A 17,665-nucleotide genomic window follows, 5' to 3' on the forward strand; every position below is an offset into this window, starting at 1 on the left:
TGTAGTAATAACCACAACATTTTCGCAAAATACAGATTCCGAGTGGTGGTCGGTCGGAGCCATCAGTAGGATAGGCCACCGTTACCGGCCATATCAAAGGCCCAATTTGCATAGCCCGGCGCACTTTGCGCAGGTGAATTAGGAATTCCATATGGACCGCGTGCGAAATTTACTGGAACAGATCCAGAGTCGCCTTGAAGACCTGAACAAGGCCGAACGCAAAGTCGCCGAAGTGATCCTGCTCAACCCGCAGCAGGCCACCCGCTTCAGCATCGCCGCCCTCGCCCAGGCAGCCTCGGTGAGCGAACCGACGGTCAACCGTTTCTGCCGTTCGTTCGGCGTCAGTGGTTACCCTGAGCTCAAGCTGCAACTGGCCCAGAGCCTGGCCAGCGGCGCGGCGTACGTCAGCCGCGCAGTCGAGGCCGATGACAATCCCGAAGCCTATACACAGAAAATTTTCGGCAGCGCCATCGCTTCGCTCGACAGCGCTTGCCAGGCACTCGATCCGAACCTGATCAGCCGCGCCGTCGACCTGTTGATTCAGGCCCGGCAGATCCACTTCTTCGGCCTCGGGGCGTCAGCTCCAGTGGCTCTCGACGCGCAGCACAAGTTCTTCCGTTTCAACCTGGCGGTGACGGCGCATGCCGATGTGCTGATGCAGCGGATGATTGCTTCGGTGGCACACACCGGCGAGCTGTTCGTGATCATTTCCTACACCGGCCGCACCCGTGAGCTGGTGGAAGTGGCGCGCATTGCTCGGGAGAACGGTGCTTCGGTGCTCGGCCTGACGGCGGAGAATTCGCCGTTGGCCAAGGCGAGTACCTTGAGCCTGAACATTCCTCTGCCGGAAGACACCGACATCTATATGCCGATGACTTCGCGGATCATTCAGTTGACGGTGCTGGATGTGCTGGCGACGGGGATGACGTTGCGTCGCGGGGTGGATTTCCAGCCGCATTTGCGCAAGATCAAAGAGAGCTTGAATGCGAGCCGGTATCCGGTGGGTGATGAGTTCAACTGATCTCTGGCGACTGATCGTTCCCACGCTCTGCGTGGGAACGCCTAAAGGGACGCTCTGCGTCCAGTGACGCGGAGCGTCACGGTCTGCATTCCCACGCAGAGCGTGGGAACGATCACTAAGCCGCAGCCCACGCCTGCAAACTCAAATGCGCCTTCTCCCCCGGCGCCAGATGCAGGCTATCGGTCCCACCCGCCGCTGCCTCAACACAGACAAACTCCGTCACCTCATCCCAGCTCACGCCCAACAACGGCCGCGACCCGGGATGCCACACCACCGTATCGCCACTGTCGCCAGTATCAATGCACAACTCGCGCTGCCAGGCGTGATCCTTGAGCTGCAATTCGCCGTCATGCTGGAACACCCGCTGACAGCCGCCATCGACCCGCAACTCACCTTCCTGATGGCAAGCCTGGCGGTTCAACTGGTCATACCCCTGCGCACCTTCGAGGCCAGACAGCGCTATCTCACCCACATCGCCAATACGCCAGTAAGCGTGCAAAGCCTGGCTTAACTGGCAAGGCATGTCGTCCTGATGCTCGGTGCTCAGACGTAATTCCATGCGCTCACCGAGGTGAGCGTGCAGGTCGACCTGCCAGTCGCATAACTGCAATTGCCAGTGCAGTCGCACGCCATCCTCGGCGCTGCTGCTGTCGAGCAGTTTCCAGTCGAGCAATCGTGCCCAGCCATGGGACGGCCAGGCATTTTCGCTCGGATGACGGCCATACCACGGCCAGCAGACCGGCACACCACCACGAATGGCGCCGACATGCGGCCACTTCGCCGCACACCACAACCACGGTTTTTGCCCGCGAGGCTGAAAGTGCAGCAACTGCGCGCCTTGACGACTGAAAACCGCCTGACACAGCGGGTGATCAATCACCAACACGTCGCGCATCTGATAGCGCTCCCAGGCGAACACAGGTTGTTCGCGCAGGGATTTGAAGAAGCGTTGTAGCGGATGCTCATGCATTGGCCACGGTTCCGAATTTATCTGTCATGGGCAACAGCGCCCCTCGCAAAAAAAAGCGGACAGCCTTGGCTGTCCGCAAATATGCGCACATAGAGAGGAGCTTACCGCAGACGCGTTAGAACACGGTCTGAATTTTCAGACCCGCGACCAAAGCGTTGTCCACGGCATCCACACCGCCCGGATGGGTGATGTATTGCAGGTTAGGACGTACGGTCAGCCAGTTGGTGACATGGATGCCGTAGTTGAGCTCGTAGTTGTATTCGGTTTCACGAATCGGCGAGAACACCGGATTGTCGTAGTCCGAAACACCGTTAGACACGTTGAGCAGCTCGGCGTTTTTCTTCACGTCATCATTGACGTGGATACGGGCGGCGCCGATACCGATGTCATCCTTGGGACGGGCGTCGAACGGGCCTTTGTAGACAAACATCACCGACTGGTAGTTGTCGATGAAGTTGGTGTCCTTGTCGTGGAACGTGGCGTTGGCGGCGATGTTCAGACCGCGTGTCGCATCACCGTTGTGGCTGGTGAGTTGCTGTTGCGCCACGAACCAGTAGCCGCTTTTGCTGCTGTGGGTCTTGTAGGCGTTGCCAGTAGTGGCAGCGTCGAAACCATTGATGTCTTCACGAACATCATCAGCATCCGCCGTGCTCTTGTAGTAACCGACGCGGTATTCGCCCGGCAGGCTGTTGACCTTCGGCGACCAGACCAGCTCGACCGGCAACACGGTGCCTTTGGTGCCGCTGCCGCTGAGTTTGAAGCCGTTGCCGTGTTCCAGCTGCGACGGGTTCTGGTTGTACGCGCCGATCTGCGCGTAGAGCTCGTCGTTGATGTTGTACTTCACGCGGATCGCGGCCTGGCTGACGGGCCAGTTGTACCAGATGTTGGTGGCCCAGTTACCGACCTGGGAACCGCAGAACGCCAGGTTCTGGAATTCGCACGGGAAGGTGTTGAAGTCTTCGCCTTCACCGAAGTAACCGGCCTTGACGTCGAGCTTGTTATCGAAGAACTGGTGCTGAATCCACAACTGGGTCAGACGTACCATGTGGCCACGGCCGTAAACTTCTTGAGACGAACTCAAGGTACCGGCACGCGGATCGCCCACGCGGTCGTTGGAGATGTTTTGACCGTTACGGTTGGTCAGTTGGATCTTGGCCTGGGTGTTGTCCCAGCCCCACAGCTTTTGCAGATCAAGTGCCACGCCCAGACCGAACTGGTCGCTGTAACGGCCGGTCTTGTCGTCGTTGTAGCCGCCGTTCAGGTTGGCGCCCATTTCACCGACGTAGTCCGCCTTGATGTCGATACCCTGCTCGATCAGCTTGGTCCGCTCGCCACCCCAGTCGCCGGTCATCCATTTCGAATCGGAACTGAAGGCATCCGCTGCCATCGCATTACCGGCCAGCACCAATGCCGCCGCAGCTGACACTTGGCAGATCAACCGGGCATTGACGTGTTTCTTTTTCATCCCTACATCCTCGTCTTTATTGTTATTAACTGTTTTTATCTAACGCGGTTTACATAAAGTGCGGCGAATGACAGGCCATTCACCGCGTGCTCCCAGATGTTGTTCTTCAGCGACCTTTGAACTGGGCGACGTTGGCGCCGTGCGCTTCTGTCTCAGGCTGGGCCGCAACGCCCAGACGCTCGCCAGTCTTGGCATCGAACAACAAAACTTTCGACGGATCGAATTGCAGCGTCAGGCTCTCGCCCACCTGCGGCGCCACGTCCGGTGCCAGTCGGCAGCAGACCTTGGTGTCGTTCAGGTTGACGAACACCAAGGTGTCCGGACCGGTCGGTTCAGTGACCTGCACTTCAGCGCGAATGCTCGGCAGGCCATTGCCCTCGCCGTTCGCCAGTACGATCTGTTCCGGGCGCAGGCCGAGGATCACTTCGCGATCTTCGAGACCGGCGTCCTGCATACCCATTGGCAACTCGCAACGTGCCTGGCCGCTGTCGAGCAGCGCCAGCAGACGACCGTCCTTGCGTTGCAGACGCAACGGGATGAAGTTCATCGGCGGCGAACCAATGAAACTCGCCACGAACAGGTTGGCCGGGTCGTTGTAGATCTCTTTTGGCGTACCGAACTGCTGGATGATGCCGTCCTTCATCACCGCCACTTTGTCGCCCAGGGTCATCGCTTCGATCTGGTCGTGGGTCACGTAGACCGTGGTGGTTTTCAGGCGCTGGTGCATCAGTTTCATTTCGGTGCGCATCTCGACGCGCAGCTTGGCGTCGAGGTTGGACAGCGGTTCGTCGAACAGATAGATCTTCGGCCGACGCGCCAACGCACGGCCCATCGCCACACGCTGTTGCTGACCACCGGAGAGCTGGCCCGGCTTGCGGTTGAGCAGGTGTTCGATCTGCAACAGCTTGGCCACGCGGGCGACTTCTTCGTCGATCGCCGACTGCGGCATCTTGCGAATCTTCAGACCGAACTCGATGTTCTCGCGCACGCTCATGGTCGGGTACAGCGCGTAGGACTGGAACACCATGGCGATGTCGCGATCCTTGGGGCTCATGCCGCTGACGTCCTGGTCGCCGATCATGATCGCGCCGCCGGTGATGGTTTCCAGGCCGGCGATGCAGTTCATCAGGGTCGACTTGCCGCAGCCCGACGGGCCGACGAGGATCAGGAACTCACCGTCCTTGATCGACAGTTCGATGTTCTTCAGGGTGTCCGGCAGGCCGGCACCATAGGTCTTGTTTACGTTGCGAAGTTCGAGCGTAGCCATGATTACCCCTTGACTGCGCCGGCCGTCAGCCCGCGCACGAAATACTTGCCTGCGACCACATAGACCAGCAGGGTCGGCAGGCCGGCGATCATCGCCGCTGCCATGTCCACGTTGTATTCCTTGGCGCCGGTGCTGGTGTTGACCAGGTTGTTCAGCGCCACCGTAATCGGCTGCGAATCACCGCTGGAGAACACCACACCGAACAGGAAGTCGTTCCAGATCTGAGTGAACTGCCAGATCAGGCAGACCATGATGATCGGCGTCGACATCGGCAGAATGATCCGCCGGAAAATGGTGAAGAAACCCGCGCCATCCAGACGTGCGGCTTTCACCAGCGCATCGGGAATGCTCACGTAGTAGTTACGGAAGAACAGCGTGGTGAACGCCAGACCGTAAACCACATGGATAAACACCAGACCGGTGGTGGTGCTGGCCAGACCCATCTTGCCGAGGGTGAACGAGGCTGGCAGCAGCACGGTCTGGAACGGCAGGAAGCAGCCGAACAACAACAGACCGAAAAACAGTTGCGAGCCACGGAAGCGCCACATCGACAGCACGTAACCGTTCAATGCACCGATGGCGGTGGAGATGATTACGGCAGGGACGGTGATCTTGATCGAGTTCCAGAAGTAGCCATCAACCGTTGCCCAGGCCTTGACCCAGCCGATGCCGCTGACCACGGTCGGCCAGCTCAGCAGGTTGCCGGTGCTGATGTCTTCCGGGGTCTTGAAGCTGGTCAGCAACATGACCACCAGCGGCACCAGATAAAGGAACACGGCGAAGATCAGCACCGCGTAAATCGCGATGCGACTCAGGCTGATCGCAGGTTTGGCAGCGAGACTAGTCATTGCGCTTGGTCCTCAGCTCGGAATACAGGTAAGGCACGATGATCGCGAGAATCGCACCGAGCATCAGAATCGCACTGGCCGAACCCATGCCCATCTGGCCGCGACTGAACGTGAACGAGTACATGAACATCGCCGGCAGATCAGAGGAGTAACCCGGACCACCGGCAGTCATCGCGGCAACCAGGTCGAAGCTCTTGATCGCGATGTGCGCCAGAATCATTACCGCACTGAAGAACACCGGACGCAGACTTGGCAGCACCACTTTCCAGTAGATCGTCGGCATGCTCGCGCCGTCGATCTGCGCGGCACGGATGATCGACTGATCAACCCCACGCAGGCCGGCGAGGAACATCGCCATGATGAAGCCCGAGGCTTGCCAGACAGCGGCGATCACCAGGCAATAGACCACGCGATCAGGGTCGATCAGCCAGTCGAGACGGAAGCCTTCCCAGCCCCAGTCACGCAACAATTTGTCCAGGCCCATGCCCGGGTTGAGCAGCCATTTCCACGCGGTACCGGTGACGATCATCGAGAGCGCCATCGGGTACAGGTAAATGGTGCGGATGAAACCTTCGCGGCGGATACGCTGGTCGAGGAACACCGCCAGCAGCACGCCGATCACCAGGGTGATGCCGATGAACATCCCGCCGAACAGGGCGAGGTTCTTGCTCGCGACCCACCAGCGATCGTTGTCGAACAGCCGCTGATACTGCGCCAGACCGGCCCACTTGTAGTTGGGCAGGAACGTAGAAGTGGTGAACGACAGAATGAACGTCCACAGGATGTAGCCATAGAAGCCCACCAGCACGATGAACATGCTCGGAGCCAGCACCAGTTTTGGCAGCCAGCGTTGCAATGCATCGAACGGCGAGGCCTTGCTGAACACAGCAACAGAACTCATGGGGGAATCCAGTACGAGAGAAAAGGACTACTTGGGCAACTCGCCCCCTTGTAGGGGTGAGCCTGCTCGCGATTGCGGTGTGTCAGTTGATGAATCTGTTACCTGACAAACTGCTATCGCGAGCAGGCTCACTCCTACAGGGGCCAAGCATTACTTGGCCGACTGAATCGCCGCGCCGAGTTTCTTGGCCGCATCGGCCGGGTCAGCTTTCGGGTCGTTGATGTAGTTGGTCACTACGTCAAAGAACGCGCCCTGCACCGCCAGCGTGGTCGCCATGTTGTGCGCCATGCTCGGTTGCAAACCACCGGACTTGGCGTCTGCCAGGAAGTCCTTGGCAGCCGTCTGCGCGCAGGAGTCGAAACCGAGTTTCTCCATGTCGTTCAACATGTCGATACGAACCGGGATCGAGCCTTTGTTGATGCTGAAGACCTTCTGGAAGTTTTCACCCAGCACGACTTTGGCAATGTCCTTCTGACCCGCGGCTGTGCCGGCGTCTTTCTGCTTGAACACAGCGAGGGAGTCGATGTTGTAGGTGAACGCCTTGTCGGTGCCTGGGAAAGCTACGCACTGGTAATCCTTGCCGGCGATTTTCTTCGCGGCAGTCCATTCGGACTTGGCCCAGTCACCCATGATCTGCATGCCGGCCTTGCCGTTGATGACTTTGGCCGCCTCCAGGTTCCAGTCCTGACCTTTGCCGTCAGCGTCCATGTAGGTCGCGACTTTCTTCAGCTCGGTCAGGGCCTTGACCATTTCCGGGCCGGTCAGCGCTTTGTTGTCCAGATCGACCAGGGCTTTCTTGTAGCCATCAACACCCATGACCGACAGCACAACGGCTTCGAACACGGTGCTGTCCTGCCAAGGCTGACCGCCGTGGGCCAACGGAATAAAGCCCGCAGCCTTGAGCTTGTCGCCAGCGGCGTAGAATTCTTCGAGGGTGGTTGGCGCTTTTTCGATGCCGGCTTTCTTGAAGACTTCCGGGTTGATCCACAGCCAGTTCACGCGGTGAATGTTCACCGGCACGGCCACGTAATCACCGTCGTACTTCACGGTGTCGGAGACTTTCTTGTCGAGCAGGCTGTCCCACTTCTCTGCTTTGGCGACGTCTTTCAGAACGTCGGTGTCGAGCAGACCGGTCGACGCCCATTCCTGGATGTCCGGGCCTTTGATCTGGGCAACGCCCGGTGGGTTGCCTGCAACGGCACGGCTTTTCAGCACGGTCATGGCAGTTGCACCGCCACCACCGGCGACAGCACCGTCTTTCCAGGTGAAACCGTCTTTTTCGACTTGAGCCTTGAGCACATCAACGGCAGCTTTTTCGCCACCGGACGTCCACCAGTGCACGACTTCGACCGAACCTTTGGATTCGGCAGCGGAAACACTGAGAGGCAGAATTGCGAGCGGGAACAGGGAGGCGACAGAAATGACAGTAGCGAGGCGAGAAATCGCATTCATCTGAGATGTACCTTTCTTGTTGTTATGCATTGCAAGTCTGGTGCTTGCGCTGCACAGGAGTTTAAACAGGACGTTTGCCTTCGCAGGTAACGAAGGGACGCGCGAATGTCACCACATGGTTACACAGGAAAGGCCCGGGATAATTGCGCCAGAGCCGTTGCCATACTGGGTGACAAGGGTAGGCGCGGAATCAGCACCGCTTGCCAGGCGTGATACAGATCGGGTTTACCCGCCCAGATATCGGTACTTGGGCGATTCTGCGGATCGAGTTCGTGGTGCCAGCTGCCATTGCAGCGGTCGATGAAATTCACTTCGCAGAATTCCCAGAACAGTCGGTACCAGGTTTCGTATTGCTGATCGCCAGTACGCTTGAGCAAGGCACTGGCAGCGGCGCTGGCTTCGGCATGAGTCCAGTGCAGGCGATGGCGAACCACCGCTTTGTTGTCCCAGTCGAGGGTGTAAACAATGCCCGGCGCGCCATCGACGTTCCAGCCATGACGGCAGTTGTTGTCGAAAAGCTTTTGCGCGTCGGTCGCCAGCCAACCCGGCGTAAGCATGCCGGCCTGGACCCGCGCGGCTTCGAGGTGCAGCAACAGCCGCGCCCACTCGAAACCATGGCCCGGCGTGGTGCCGTAAGGGCGGAAACCGTCGGCGGGATTGTCCTGGTTGTATTCACGCAGTGGCTGCCAGTTGCGATCGAAGTGTTCGATGACCAGGTAATCATTGGCGGCGGCGTGACCGTGGATTACGCGCTCGACGATGCGTTGCGCGCGTACCAGCCAGCGCGGGTCTTCAGTGACATCGGCCAGCGCGAGGAAGGCTTCGGTGGCGTGCATGTTGCTGTTGGCGCCGCGATAGGCTTCTTCTTCGCTCCAGTCGCGGTTGAAGAATTCGCGCATGGCGCCCTCTTCTTCGCTCCAGAAATACGTGTCGATGATGTCGATCGCGTCATCCAGCAAAGCCTGGGCGCCGGGACGTTGCGCGACAACGGCAGAACTCGCCGCCAGTGCAACGAAGGCGTGCAGATAGGCGTTCTTGCCGGTGTTGTCGTCGCGATGTTCGGCCACCGCAAACCAGCCACCGTGCAAGGCATCCCGCAACGGCCCGCGCAGCGCGGCGATACCGTGATCGATCAACTCGGCAAACCCCGGCAGGCCCTGAATATGGGCCATGGCGAAGCTGTGAGTCATGCGCGCGGTGTTCATGGTTTCGGCCTGCGCGCTCGCTGGCAACTGGCCGTGTTCGTCGAGGTTGCCGAAGCCTTGAGGCAGTTTTGAAGCCTTGGCGAAATCCAGCAGACGCAGGCCTTCGGCGGCGAGCCATTGCTGGTGGGCAGGGGCGTTCAGCCAACTGCTGAAGCCTGGGTTGAAGAGATCCATGGGTGGCCTTTTTTGTTGTTATGACTGCGGGGAGTCTAAACAACGGGCCGGGATGGGCTTGTAACGAAGGGGACGGGGTTTGTCACGAGTCAGTGACATTTAAAAGCAAAGCCTTTTGATTTTCAGTCCATCGAACGGGGTAGTTGCAACGTGACCCGCAAACCACCCTCGCGCAAATTCTGCAACGTCACCTCACCGCCATGGCTATGAGCAATGTTGCGCGCAATCCCGAGGCCGAGCCCATACCCCTGCTGCTGCCCCGCCAACCTGAAGTGCGGTTCAAACACCTGTTCCAACCGCTGCTCCGGCACGCCCGGCCCTTCATCGTCGACATGCAGAACAAACGCACTCTCATCGTCATCGATGTGCAGATGTGCGTTCTGCCCGTACTTCAAGGCGTTGTCGATCAGGTTGCCGATGCAACGCTTCAACGCCAAAGGCTTGCCTGAATAGGCCGCCAGTGCCCGCCCGTGCTGAGTCACGCGGCCATTGCCGTTCGGCGCCAGATAAGGCTCCACCAGACAATCGAGCACATGGTTGAGGTCAACCGGTTCGATGTTCTCGTGGATGTCAGTGTCTTTCACGCATTGCAGCGCGCCTTTGACCAGCAACTCCAGTTCGTCCAGATCGCGGCCGAACTTGGCTTGCAGTTGTTCGTCTTCCAGCAGTTCGACACGCAAACGCAATCGAGTGATCGGCGTGCGCAGGTCATGGGAAATCGCGCTGAACAACTGGCTGCGTTCGGTCAGGTAACGGCTGATGCGCTCGCGCATGGTGTTGAACGCACGGCCCACTTCGACCACTTCACTGCCGCCGCCCTCGGCCACCGGCTCGACGTCGGCCCCCAGCGACAGATCCCGCGCCGCCCGCGCCAGACGCTTGAGCGGTCGGCTCTGCCAATGCACCAGCAAGCCGATAAACAGCAGCAGAAAACCGCTGGTGAGGACGATAAACCACACCTGCTGCGACGGCAGGCCCTGCTCTTCAAGGCTGGTGTAGGGCTCGGGCAACAGCGAGGCGATGTACAGCCATTCGCCCGGCGCCATCTGAATCTGCGTGACCAGCACCGGTGGATTCACCGGCTCAAGAGTGAGCGCATAGTGCGCCCAGGAACGCGGTAGCTCATCGAGCTTCAAGCCGGCGTTGAAGATCCGCAGGTCCTCCGGGCTGACGAAGGTCACCGAGATATCAGTGTCATGGCCGAGGGATTGACGCAGCACTTCGTCGACCGCTTTCATCACTGCCGCTTTGCGCGGTGTGACCGGCAGCACGTCCATGCCCAACGGTTTGTCGTTGAGGGTCACGACAAACCGGGTGCCGCCCATGCTGCGCAACTGGTCGAGTACCAGCGGCCGATACGCTACCGGCAGCGAACGAAAGTAACTGACGCTGGCGGTCATCGAATGGGCGAGGCTGCGGGCGCTGGTGACCAGCCCTTCGAGCTGGGTGGCGCGCAGTTGCGAAACCCAGATCACGCTCGACAAGGTTTGCGCGAACAACACCGCGAGCAAGGTCAGCAGCAACATCCGCCCTAGCAGCGAACGTGGCACCGGTACTTTGGCGGCGAGTTTGCGCAGCGACTCAGTGACCATTGCCGGCAACCACGTTGGCTGCCAGTTGGTAGCCGCTGCCGCGCACGGTACGGATCAGCCGTGGCGGTTTTTCCGTGTCGCGCAGGCGTTGGCGCAAGCGGCTGACGGCCATGTCGACGATGCGATCCAGCGGCATCAGATCACGGCCACGGGTGGCGTTGCCGATGGTGTCGCGGTCGAGGATTTCCTGCGGGTGGTCGAGAAACAGTTTCAGCAGGGCGAAGTCGGCGCCGGAGAGAATCACTTCCTCGCCGTCGGTGTGGAACAGCCGATGGCTGACCATGTCCAGCCGCCATTCATCGAACGCCAGCACATCGCTGCCGCTGCGTTCCTGACCGAATTGCGCACGGCGCAGCAGCGCTTTGATGCGCGCTTGCAGTTCGCGGGGGCTGAAGGGTTTGCCGAGGTAGTCGTCGGCGCCGAGCTCCAGACCGATCACCCGGTCGGCTTCGTCGGAACTGGCGGTGAGCATGATGATCGGCACCTGCGCCTGACGCGGATGCTGACGCACCCAACGGCAGAGGCTGAAGCCGTCTTCGTCGGGGAGCATGACATCGAGGATCACCAGATCGCTCGGCGCCTCGTTAAGCGCCTGACGGAAACTGGCGCCATCGGCTGTGGCCCGCACCTGAAACCCGGCGCGGGTCAGGTAGGTTTCCAGCAACTCGCGTATTTCCTGGTCGTCATCGACCAACAATATCGACTTGTTGACTGAGCTCACTTCGAAGGCATCCTTGTTGTTGGAATTGGGGCGGATTATGCCTGATGAACCTTGGAAATTTGTTGCCTGTTCTAACCTCATCGCTGGCAAGCCAGCTCCCACAAGGTCCTGCACACATCTTGAGAATGTATTCAATCCTGTGGGAGCTGGCTTGCCAGCGATGAAGGCGACTCGGTATCAAGCCTGTTCGAGCGCAACACCGGCACCCACGAGGCCGGAATACGGTGCCGTCACCAGCCACACCGGAATGCCCGTGAAGTAATCGCTCATGCAGCCCTTGTCGGCAAAGCTGCGGGCGAAACCGCTCTCAAGGAAGAAATCGGCAAAGCGCGGAATCACGCCACCGACGATGTACACCCCCCCTCGCCCGCCGGTGGTCAGCACGTTGTTGCCGGCCACTCGCCCGAGCCAGCAGCAGAACTGCTCCAGCACTTCCAGGGCAATCGGATCACCGGCCAGACCCGCAGCGGTGATCGATTCCGGGGTATCCAGTGTCGGCTCATGGCCATCCACTGCGCAGATCGCCCGGTAAACCCGTGGCAAGCCGCCGCCGCTCAACGCGGTTTCCGCGCTGACATGGCCGATCTCGTTATGGATGTGCTGCCACAACTGAGTTTCACGCGGGCTGCTCAACGGCAGATCGACGTGACCGCCCTCGCCCGGCAACGCGGCAAAACGGCCTTCACCCAAGTCGAGCAAAGTACCGACGCCAAGGCCAGTACCCGGCCCAATCACCACCGCCGGACGCAACGGCTCCGGCGTGCCCTCGCAAACCACGCGAAACTCATCGGGCTGCAAACGAGTCATGCCCAGCGCCATCGCCGAGAAGTCGTTGACCAGCAACAACTGCTCGACCTGCAAGGTTTTGCAGAACGCCGTGCGGCTCAGGCGCCAGTGGTTGTTGGTGAACTTGAATTCATCGCCGCTGACGGGGCCAGCCACTGACAGGCACACCGAACCGATCGAACCGGGCGCCAGACCGAGCCCGCTCAGATAGAGGCTGATCGCCTCCTCCGGGCTGGCGTGGTCGGCCGTGGCCAGCACTTGAATCGATTCGAGTTGCTGATTTTTCCACAACGCAAACCGCGCGTTGGTGCCTCCGATGTCACCGACCAAAGCCAGTTTCAATTAAGCGTCTCCAGGGCAGAAGTGAAGGCGCTGGCGCCCTGCTCCGCCGAGCTGAAGGCCAAACGCATGAAGCCGAACAGTTCGCGACCGCTGCCAATGTTATTGCCCAACAGGCCTTTGGCAGGTTCGCGCGCGGCAAATTCTTCGGCGTCCACTTTGAGTTCCAAAGTGCCTTTGACGCCATCGACGCGGATGATATCGCCCTCTTGCACCCGCGCCAAAGCCCCACCGACATAAGCTTCAGGACTGACGTGGATCGCCGCCGGGATTTTCCCCGACGCGCCGGACATGCGCCCGTCGGTCACCAGCGCGACTTTGAAGCCGCGATCCTGCAGCACGCCGAGGAACGGCGTCATCTTGTGCAGCTCCGGCATGCCGTTGGAGCGCGGGCCCTGGAAGCGCATCACGGCGACGAAATCCTTCTCCAGCAAACCGGCTTTGAACGCATCGGCCAGATCCTGCTGATCCTGGAACACCATGGCCGGCGCTTCGACGATCTGGTTTTCCAGCGCCACGGCGGACACCTTCATCACACCGCGACCAAGGTTGCCTTCCATCACCCGCAAGCCACCCTCCGCCGAGAATGCGCGAGCGACTGGACGCAGGATGTTTTCGTCGAGGCTGTCGATCGGGCCTTCGCGCCAAACCAGTTGACCGTTATCGAGGAACGGCTCTTTGGTGTATTGGCTCAAGCCGTGGCCGAGCACGGTGTTGACGTCTTCGTGCAGCAGGCCCGCCGCGAGCAGTTCGCGGATCAGGAACGACATGCCGCCAGCGGCCTGGAAGTGGTTGATGTCGGCTTTGCCGTTCGGGTAGACGTGGCTCAGGGTCGGCACGACTTCAGAGAGGTCGGCCATGTCCTGCCAGGTCAGTTGAATGCCTGCGGCCATGGCGATGGCCGGCATGTGCAGGGTGTGGTTGGTCGAGCCGCCGGTGGCGTGCAGCGCAACAATCGAGTTGACCAGCGACTTCTCGTCGACGATTTCGCCGATCGGCATGAAGTTGCCGTTCTGTTTGGTCAGGCGCGTGACTTGATGCGCGGCTTCGCGGGTCAGGGCATCACGCAGCGGAGTGTTCGGATTGACGAAGGATGCGCCAGGCAAGTGCAGGCCCATGACTTCCATCAGCAACTGGTTGGTGTTGGCGGTGCCGTAGAAGGTGCAGGTGCCCGGGCTGTGGTAGGACTTCATCTCCGATTCCAGCAGCTCTTCGCGGGTCGCCTTGCCTTCGGCGTACTTCTGCCGCACGTCGGCTTTTTCCTTGTTGGAAATACCGGAGACCATTGGCCCGCCCGGGACGAAAATCGTCGGCAGATGACCGAAACGCAGGGAGCCCATCATCAGGCCCGGCACGATCTTGTCGCATATGCCAAGCATCAGCGCGCCGTCGAACATGTTGTGGGAAAGCGCCACCGCCGTGGACATCGCGATCACTTCGCGGCTCGGCAGGCTCAGTTCCATGCCCGGCTCGCCTTGGGTCACGCCGTCGCACATCGCCGGAGTGCCGCCGGCAAACTGGCCGACCGAGCCGATTTCGCGCAGGGCGTTTTTGATTTGTTCAGGAAAGACTTCGTACGGCTGATGCGCCGAGAGCATGTCGTTATAGGAAGAAACAATGGCGATGTTCGCCGAATTCATCATCCGCAGGCTGTGCTTGTCTTCGCTGCCACACCCGGCCACGCCGTGGGCGAAGTTGGCGCATTGCAGCTTGCCGCGCATCGGGCCGTCAGTAGCGGCGCCGCGAATCAGTGCAAGGTAAGCCTGACGCGTAGCGCGGCTGCGGGCGATAAGCCGTTCGGTGACCTCAAGAACGCGGGGATGCATGTGTAGAACTCCAGGCTAACGGATGTGGCGACCTGATTGTCTATGCTGATCAAACGCCGTTGTCGTTGGAATGACAGACGGCTTTTTTGACCATTCGGACCAGTTGATTCAGGTCACTCGTTGTAGATAAAACAAAATATTGCCACTAAAAAGGCTTGTTTTCTATTTTTATGCGAATAATCTTGTAATTCCAACAACAAAACGACGGCGGCGCTGTTTCATGACTCTTCGAATCGCAATCAATGGTTTTGGCCGCATCGGCCGTAATGTCCTGCGCGCACTGTATACCCAAGGCTATCGACAGGATTTGCAGATTGTCGCCATCAACGATCTGGGCGACAGCTCGATCAACGCGCATCTGCTCAAATACGACACCGTTCACGGCACTTTCGATGCACAGGTCGAGCATGACAACGAGAGCCTGACTGTCAACGGCGACCGCATTGCGGTCAGCGCCATTCGTAACCCGGCCGAACTGCCATGGGCTGCCGAAAAGATTGATGTGGTATTCGAATGCACCGGTCTTTTTACCGACCGTGCCAAAGCCGCCGCGCATATTACTGCCGGCGCACGCAAAGTGATCATCTCGGCCCCGGCCAAAGGTGCAGACGCCACCGTGGTCTATGGTGTGAACCACGACATTCTGCGCCAGTCGCACCAGATCATCTCCAACGCTTCGTGCACCACCAACTGCCTGGCGCCTGTGGCGCAGGTGTTGCACCGCGAACTGGGGATCGAAAGCGGTCTGATGACCACCATCCACGCCTACACCAACGACCAGAACCTGACCGACGTCTATCACACCGACCCGTACCGCGCGCGTTCGGCCACGCAGAACATGATCCCGAGCAAGACCGGCGCCGCTGAAGCGGTGGGTCTGGTGCTGCCGGAACTGGCAGGCAAACTGACCGGCATGGCCGTGCGGGTGCCGGTGATCAATGTGTCGCTGGTGGATCTGACCGTTCAACTGAAGAAAGAAGCCACTGCCGAGGAAGTGAATGCACTGCTCAAAGCAGCGAGCCAGCATTCGAAAATTTTGGGTTACAACACGTTGCCGCTGGTCTCCAGTGACTTCAACCACAACCCGCTGTCGTCGATCTTCGACGCCAACCACACCAAATCCAGCGGCAAACTGCTGAAAGTGCTGGCCTGGTATGACAACGAGTGGGGGTTCTCCAACCGTATGCTGGATAACTGCCTGGCGCTGTGTAACGCCGAGTAATCCAAAGAATCCCCTATCCCTGTGGGAGCGAGCCTGCTCGCGAATACGATGTGTCATTCAACATTTATGTTGGTAGATACACCGCTTTCGCGAGCAGGCTCGCTCCCACAGGTTTCAATTTCAATTTGAAATCAAGGCTTGACCATACGGGCGGATGATAAGCATTATCATTCGCTTGAAATCGATCAGGTCACCCCGTGAGTCAATCACACTTCAACCACGTCTTCCTCACCCAGCGCCTCTCGCTGCTGCGTACGCTGGAACGGATGGTCAACAATCACAGCACCGCTGAAGACTTGTTGCAGGAAACCTACCTGCGCGTGACGCGGGCGCTTAGCGAGCGGGCCATCGATCATCTGGAACCCTTTGTCTTCCAGACCGCACGAAATCTGGCGCTGGATCATTTGCGTGCGCGCAAGATCCATTCGCGCACCATGGTCGATGACGTGCCGCAGGACGTGGTGCACAGCATCGCCGCCCCCGCCAGCAGCGCCGAAGACGCCGCCCACGCCGAACAATTGCTGGAGCGCCTGAACGTGAGCCTCAGTGAACTCAGCCCGCGTCAGCAGCAGATTTTCATCCTCAGCCGTTTGCACGGGCACAGCTACCAGGAAATCGCCGACGAATTGAATGTCTCGCTCAGCACCGTGCAGAAAGAACTGAAACTGATCATGACCATTTGCATAGGCGTCGCCGAGCGCTTGAATGGCGACTGAGACTGTAGGCTCTTTCTGTAAGTGCCAGGTTCGACTGCACTGATCATCGGGCTTTGTTACCCTTGCCCGACTTTTACGCTTCACTAAAAAAAACAGCCGTGCACAGACACTGCCGAGGAAACACCGTGACGGACACCCACCGCTCGCCTTCGCCCGAATCGGCGCAGGATGCTGCACTTGCAATGGACCAGGCACTGGACTGGCTCATCGTACTCGGCAGTCCGAATGAAGAGCAGACCCGGCAGTTTCACGCGTGGCTGTCGGCTGATCCGTTGAATGCCGAGGCGTTTGCCAAGGCACAGGCGATCTGGGATGGCCCGCAAATCGCCCAATGCGCGCAAACCCTGGCTTTGCGACCTGCGAAAGTTACCGTCCTCAAGCGTCTGCGTCCGCACTGGAAACCGCTGGCCACCGCTGCGGTGCTGCTGCTCGGGTTGTTCAGCTTCAGTAATTTGCCGATGCGCTTGCAGGCCGATCACCTGACCATGGTCGGCGAACGCCAGCGCCTGCAACTGGAGGACGGCTCGAAAGTCCTGCTCAACACCAACTCGGCATTCTCCAGCACCATCAATGATCAGCAACGCGTCGCACGGCTGTATCAGGGCGAGGCGTTTTTCGAGATCGCCGGCAGCCGCAACCAACCGCTGGAAATCGATGCCGGCCCGGTCAAAGCCAGCGTGCATGACACTGCATTTGCCGTGCGCTATCTGGACGGCGTGGCGCAGGTCAATGTGCAGCGCGGCGATGTCGATTTGCGCGCCGCCCATAACGATGCCCGGGTGCGTCTCTCCGCCGGGGAAAGCATCCGCATCGGCCCCAACGGTTTCGACCGCCCGGCCAAGCTCGACGCAAATACCGATCTGGCCTGGGTGCAAGGTCGACTGGTGTTCGAGAACTGCCCGCTGAATCAGGTGCTGGCCGAGCTGCGCCGCTACTATCCGGGTTGGATCATTAACACCAACGAGCAGTTGGCCGACGTCAACGTCACGGGTAACTACCGCCTCGATCAACCCCTCGACGTGGTGCGCTCCCTCGCTCACATCACCTCGGCGCGGCTGCAGGAATTCCCCGCGCTGGTGATCCTGAACTAAATGAGAATTATTTTTACTCGATAGCCGAAGCACGTACGTCTAGTTATAGCCAATGCAATTGATTCGCAT

General features: G+C 59.5%; 15 protein-coding genes. 4 read left to right on the forward strand and 11 right to left on the reverse strand.

Translation table 11 applies throughout. The annotated features are described in order from the left end of the window. The first annotated feature begins 160 nt into the window (after positions 1-160). Positions 161-1,021 (forward strand): MurR/RpiR family transcriptional regulator, encoded by an 861-nt coding sequence (locus tag IAI51_RS18150; RefSeq protein ID WP_171057240.1) that lies wholly within the window; start codon positions 161-163, stop codon positions 1,019-1,021. A gap of 115 nt (positions 1,022-1,136) precedes the next feature. Here IAI51_RS18150 and IAI51_RS18155 read toward each other — a convergent pair whose 3' ends face one another. From IAI51_RS18155 to edd, 11 genes are all read right to left on the reverse strand, one after another. After that, complete coding sequence (locus tag IAI51_RS18155) at positions 1,137-1,991, reverse strand: D-hexose-6-phosphate mutarotase (protein ID WP_187679734.1); 855 nt, start codon at positions 1,989-1,991, stop codon at positions 1,137-1,139. A 115-nt stretch (positions 1,992-2,106) separates the two neighbouring features. Further along, a complete protein-coding gene (locus IAI51_RS18160; protein WP_187679735.1) occupies positions 2,107-3,456 on the reverse strand; it encodes a carbohydrate porin in 1,350 nt (449 codons plus the stop codon). Positions 3,457-3,562: 106 nt separating this feature from the next. Continuing rightward, complete coding sequence (locus IAI51_RS18165; protein ID WP_187679736.1) at positions 3,563-4,723, reverse strand: ABC transporter ATP-binding protein; 1,161 nt, start codon at positions 4,721-4,723, stop codon at positions 3,563-3,565. Positions 4,724-4,725: 2 nt separating this feature from the next. Continuing rightward, entirely contained in the window at positions 4,726-5,571 is an 846-nt protein-coding gene (locus tag IAI51_RS18170) for a carbohydrate ABC transporter permease (protein WP_187679737.1), read from the reverse strand. Next, positions 5,564-6,472: a carbohydrate ABC transporter permease gene (locus tag IAI51_RS18175; protein ID WP_187679738.1), complete on the reverse strand. Its 909-nt coding sequence runs from the start codon at positions 6,470-6,472 to the stop codon at positions 5,564-5,566. Before IAI51_RS18175 ends, IAI51_RS18170 begins: the two co-directional genes overlap by 8 nt. 150 nt (positions 6,473-6,622) lie before the next feature. Next, the gene (locus IAI51_RS18180; RefSeq protein ID WP_187679739.1) at positions 6,623-7,924 is read right to left on the reverse strand and encodes an ABC transporter substrate-binding protein; all 1,302 of its coding nucleotides are present in this window, start codon (positions 7,922-7,924) and stop codon (positions 6,623-6,625) included. A gap of 119 nt (positions 7,925-8,043) precedes the next feature. Then, positions 8,044-9,303 (reverse strand): AGE family epimerase/isomerase, encoded by a 1,260-nt coding sequence (locus IAI51_RS18185; protein WP_187679740.1) that lies wholly within the window; start codon positions 9,301-9,303, stop codon positions 8,044-8,046. 122 nt (positions 9,304-9,425) lie between these two features. Further along, positions 9,426-10,895: an ATP-binding protein gene (locus tag IAI51_RS18190; protein WP_187679741.1), complete on the reverse strand. Its 1,470-nt coding sequence runs from the start codon at positions 10,893-10,895 to the stop codon at positions 9,426-9,428. Next, on the reverse strand, positions 10,885-11,616 hold the full coding sequence (locus IAI51_RS18195) for a response regulator (RefSeq protein WP_003227460.1): 732 nt from the start codon (positions 11,614-11,616) through the stop codon (positions 10,885-10,887). Before IAI51_RS18195 ends, IAI51_RS18190 begins: the two co-directional genes overlap by 11 nt. Positions 11,617-11,793: 177 nt before the next feature. Further along, entirely contained in the window at positions 11,794-12,744 is a 951-nt protein-coding gene (locus IAI51_RS18200; protein ID WP_187679742.1) for a glucokinase, read from the reverse strand. After that, positions 12,741-14,567, reverse strand: coding sequence for a phosphogluconate dehydratase (edd, locus tag IAI51_RS18205; protein WP_187679743.1), 1,827 nt, complete (start codon positions 14,565-14,567; stop codon positions 12,741-12,743). Before edd ends, IAI51_RS18200 begins: the two co-directional genes overlap by 4 nt. 220 nt (positions 14,568-14,787) lie before the next feature. On the opposite strand from edd, the gene gap reads away from it, so the two are divergent. The 3 genes from gap to IAI51_RS18220 all read left to right on the forward strand — a co-directional run bounded on the left by gap (position 14,788) and on the right by IAI51_RS18220 (position 17,596). Next, a complete protein-coding gene (gene gap / locus IAI51_RS18210) occupies positions 14,788-15,789 on the forward strand; it encodes a type I glyceraldehyde-3-phosphate dehydrogenase (protein ID WP_187679744.1) in 1,002 nt (333 codons plus the stop codon). Positions 15,790-15,986: 197 nt separating this feature from the next. Next, positions 15,987-16,505 carry an RNA polymerase sigma factor gene (locus tag IAI51_RS18215; RefSeq protein WP_187679745.1) on the forward strand — a complete coding sequence of 173 codons (519 nt, stop codon included), beginning with the start codon at positions 15,987-15,989 and terminating at the stop codon, positions 16,503-16,505. 125 nt (positions 16,506-16,630) lie between these two features. Beyond that, complete coding sequence (locus IAI51_RS18220) at positions 16,631-17,596, forward strand: FecR family protein (RefSeq protein ID WP_187679746.1); 966 nt, start codon at positions 16,631-16,633, stop codon at positions 17,594-17,596. Positions 17,597-17,665: the final 69 nt, after the last annotated feature.

The sequence above is a fragment of the Pseudomonas sp. N40(2020) genome, from assembly GCF_014472415.1.
Taxonomy (GTDB): Bacteria; Pseudomonadota; Gammaproteobacteria; order Pseudomonadales; family Pseudomonadaceae; genus Aquipseudomonas.

Excerpts from the sequence above, each read along its gene's own strand:
- IAI51_RS18160 (WP_187679735.1), bottom strand. The coding sequence starts at position 3,456 with ATGAAAAAGAAACACGTCAATGCCCGGTTGATCTGCCAAGTGTCAGCT.
- edd (WP_187679743.1), bottom strand. The coding sequence starts at position 14,567 with ATGCATCCCCGCGTTCTTGAGGTCACCGAACGGCTTATCGCCCGCAGC.
- IAI51_RS18155 (WP_187679734.1), bottom strand. The coding sequence starts at position 1,991 with ATGCATGAGCATCCGCTACAACGCTTCTTCAAATCCCTGCGCGAACAA.
- IAI51_RS18185 (WP_187679740.1), bottom strand. The coding sequence starts at position 9,303 with ATGGATCTCTTCAACCCAGGCTTCAGCAGTTGGCTGAACGCCCCTGCC.
- IAI51_RS18165 (WP_187679736.1), bottom strand. The coding sequence starts at position 4,723 with ATGGCTACGCTCGAACTTCGCAACGTAAACAAGACCTATGGTGCCGGC.
- IAI51_RS18170 (WP_187679737.1), bottom strand. The coding sequence starts at position 5,571 with ATGACTAGTCTCGCTGCCAAACCTGCGATCAGCCTGAGTCGCATCGCG.
- IAI51_RS18175 (WP_187679738.1), bottom strand. The coding sequence starts at position 6,472 with ATGAGTTCTGTTGCTGTGTTCAGCAAGGCCTCGCCGTTCGATGCATTG.
- IAI51_RS18190 (WP_187679741.1), bottom strand. The coding sequence starts at position 10,895 with ATGGTCACTGAGTCGCTGCGCAAACTCGCCGCCAAAGTACCGGTGCCA.
- IAI51_RS18180 (WP_187679739.1), bottom strand. The coding sequence starts at position 7,924 with ATGAATGCGATTTCTCGCCTCGCTACTGTCATTTCTGTCGCCTCCCTG.
- gap (WP_187679744.1), top strand. The coding sequence starts at position 14,788 with ATGACTCTTCGAATCGCAATCAATGGTTTTGGCCGCATCGGCCGTAAT.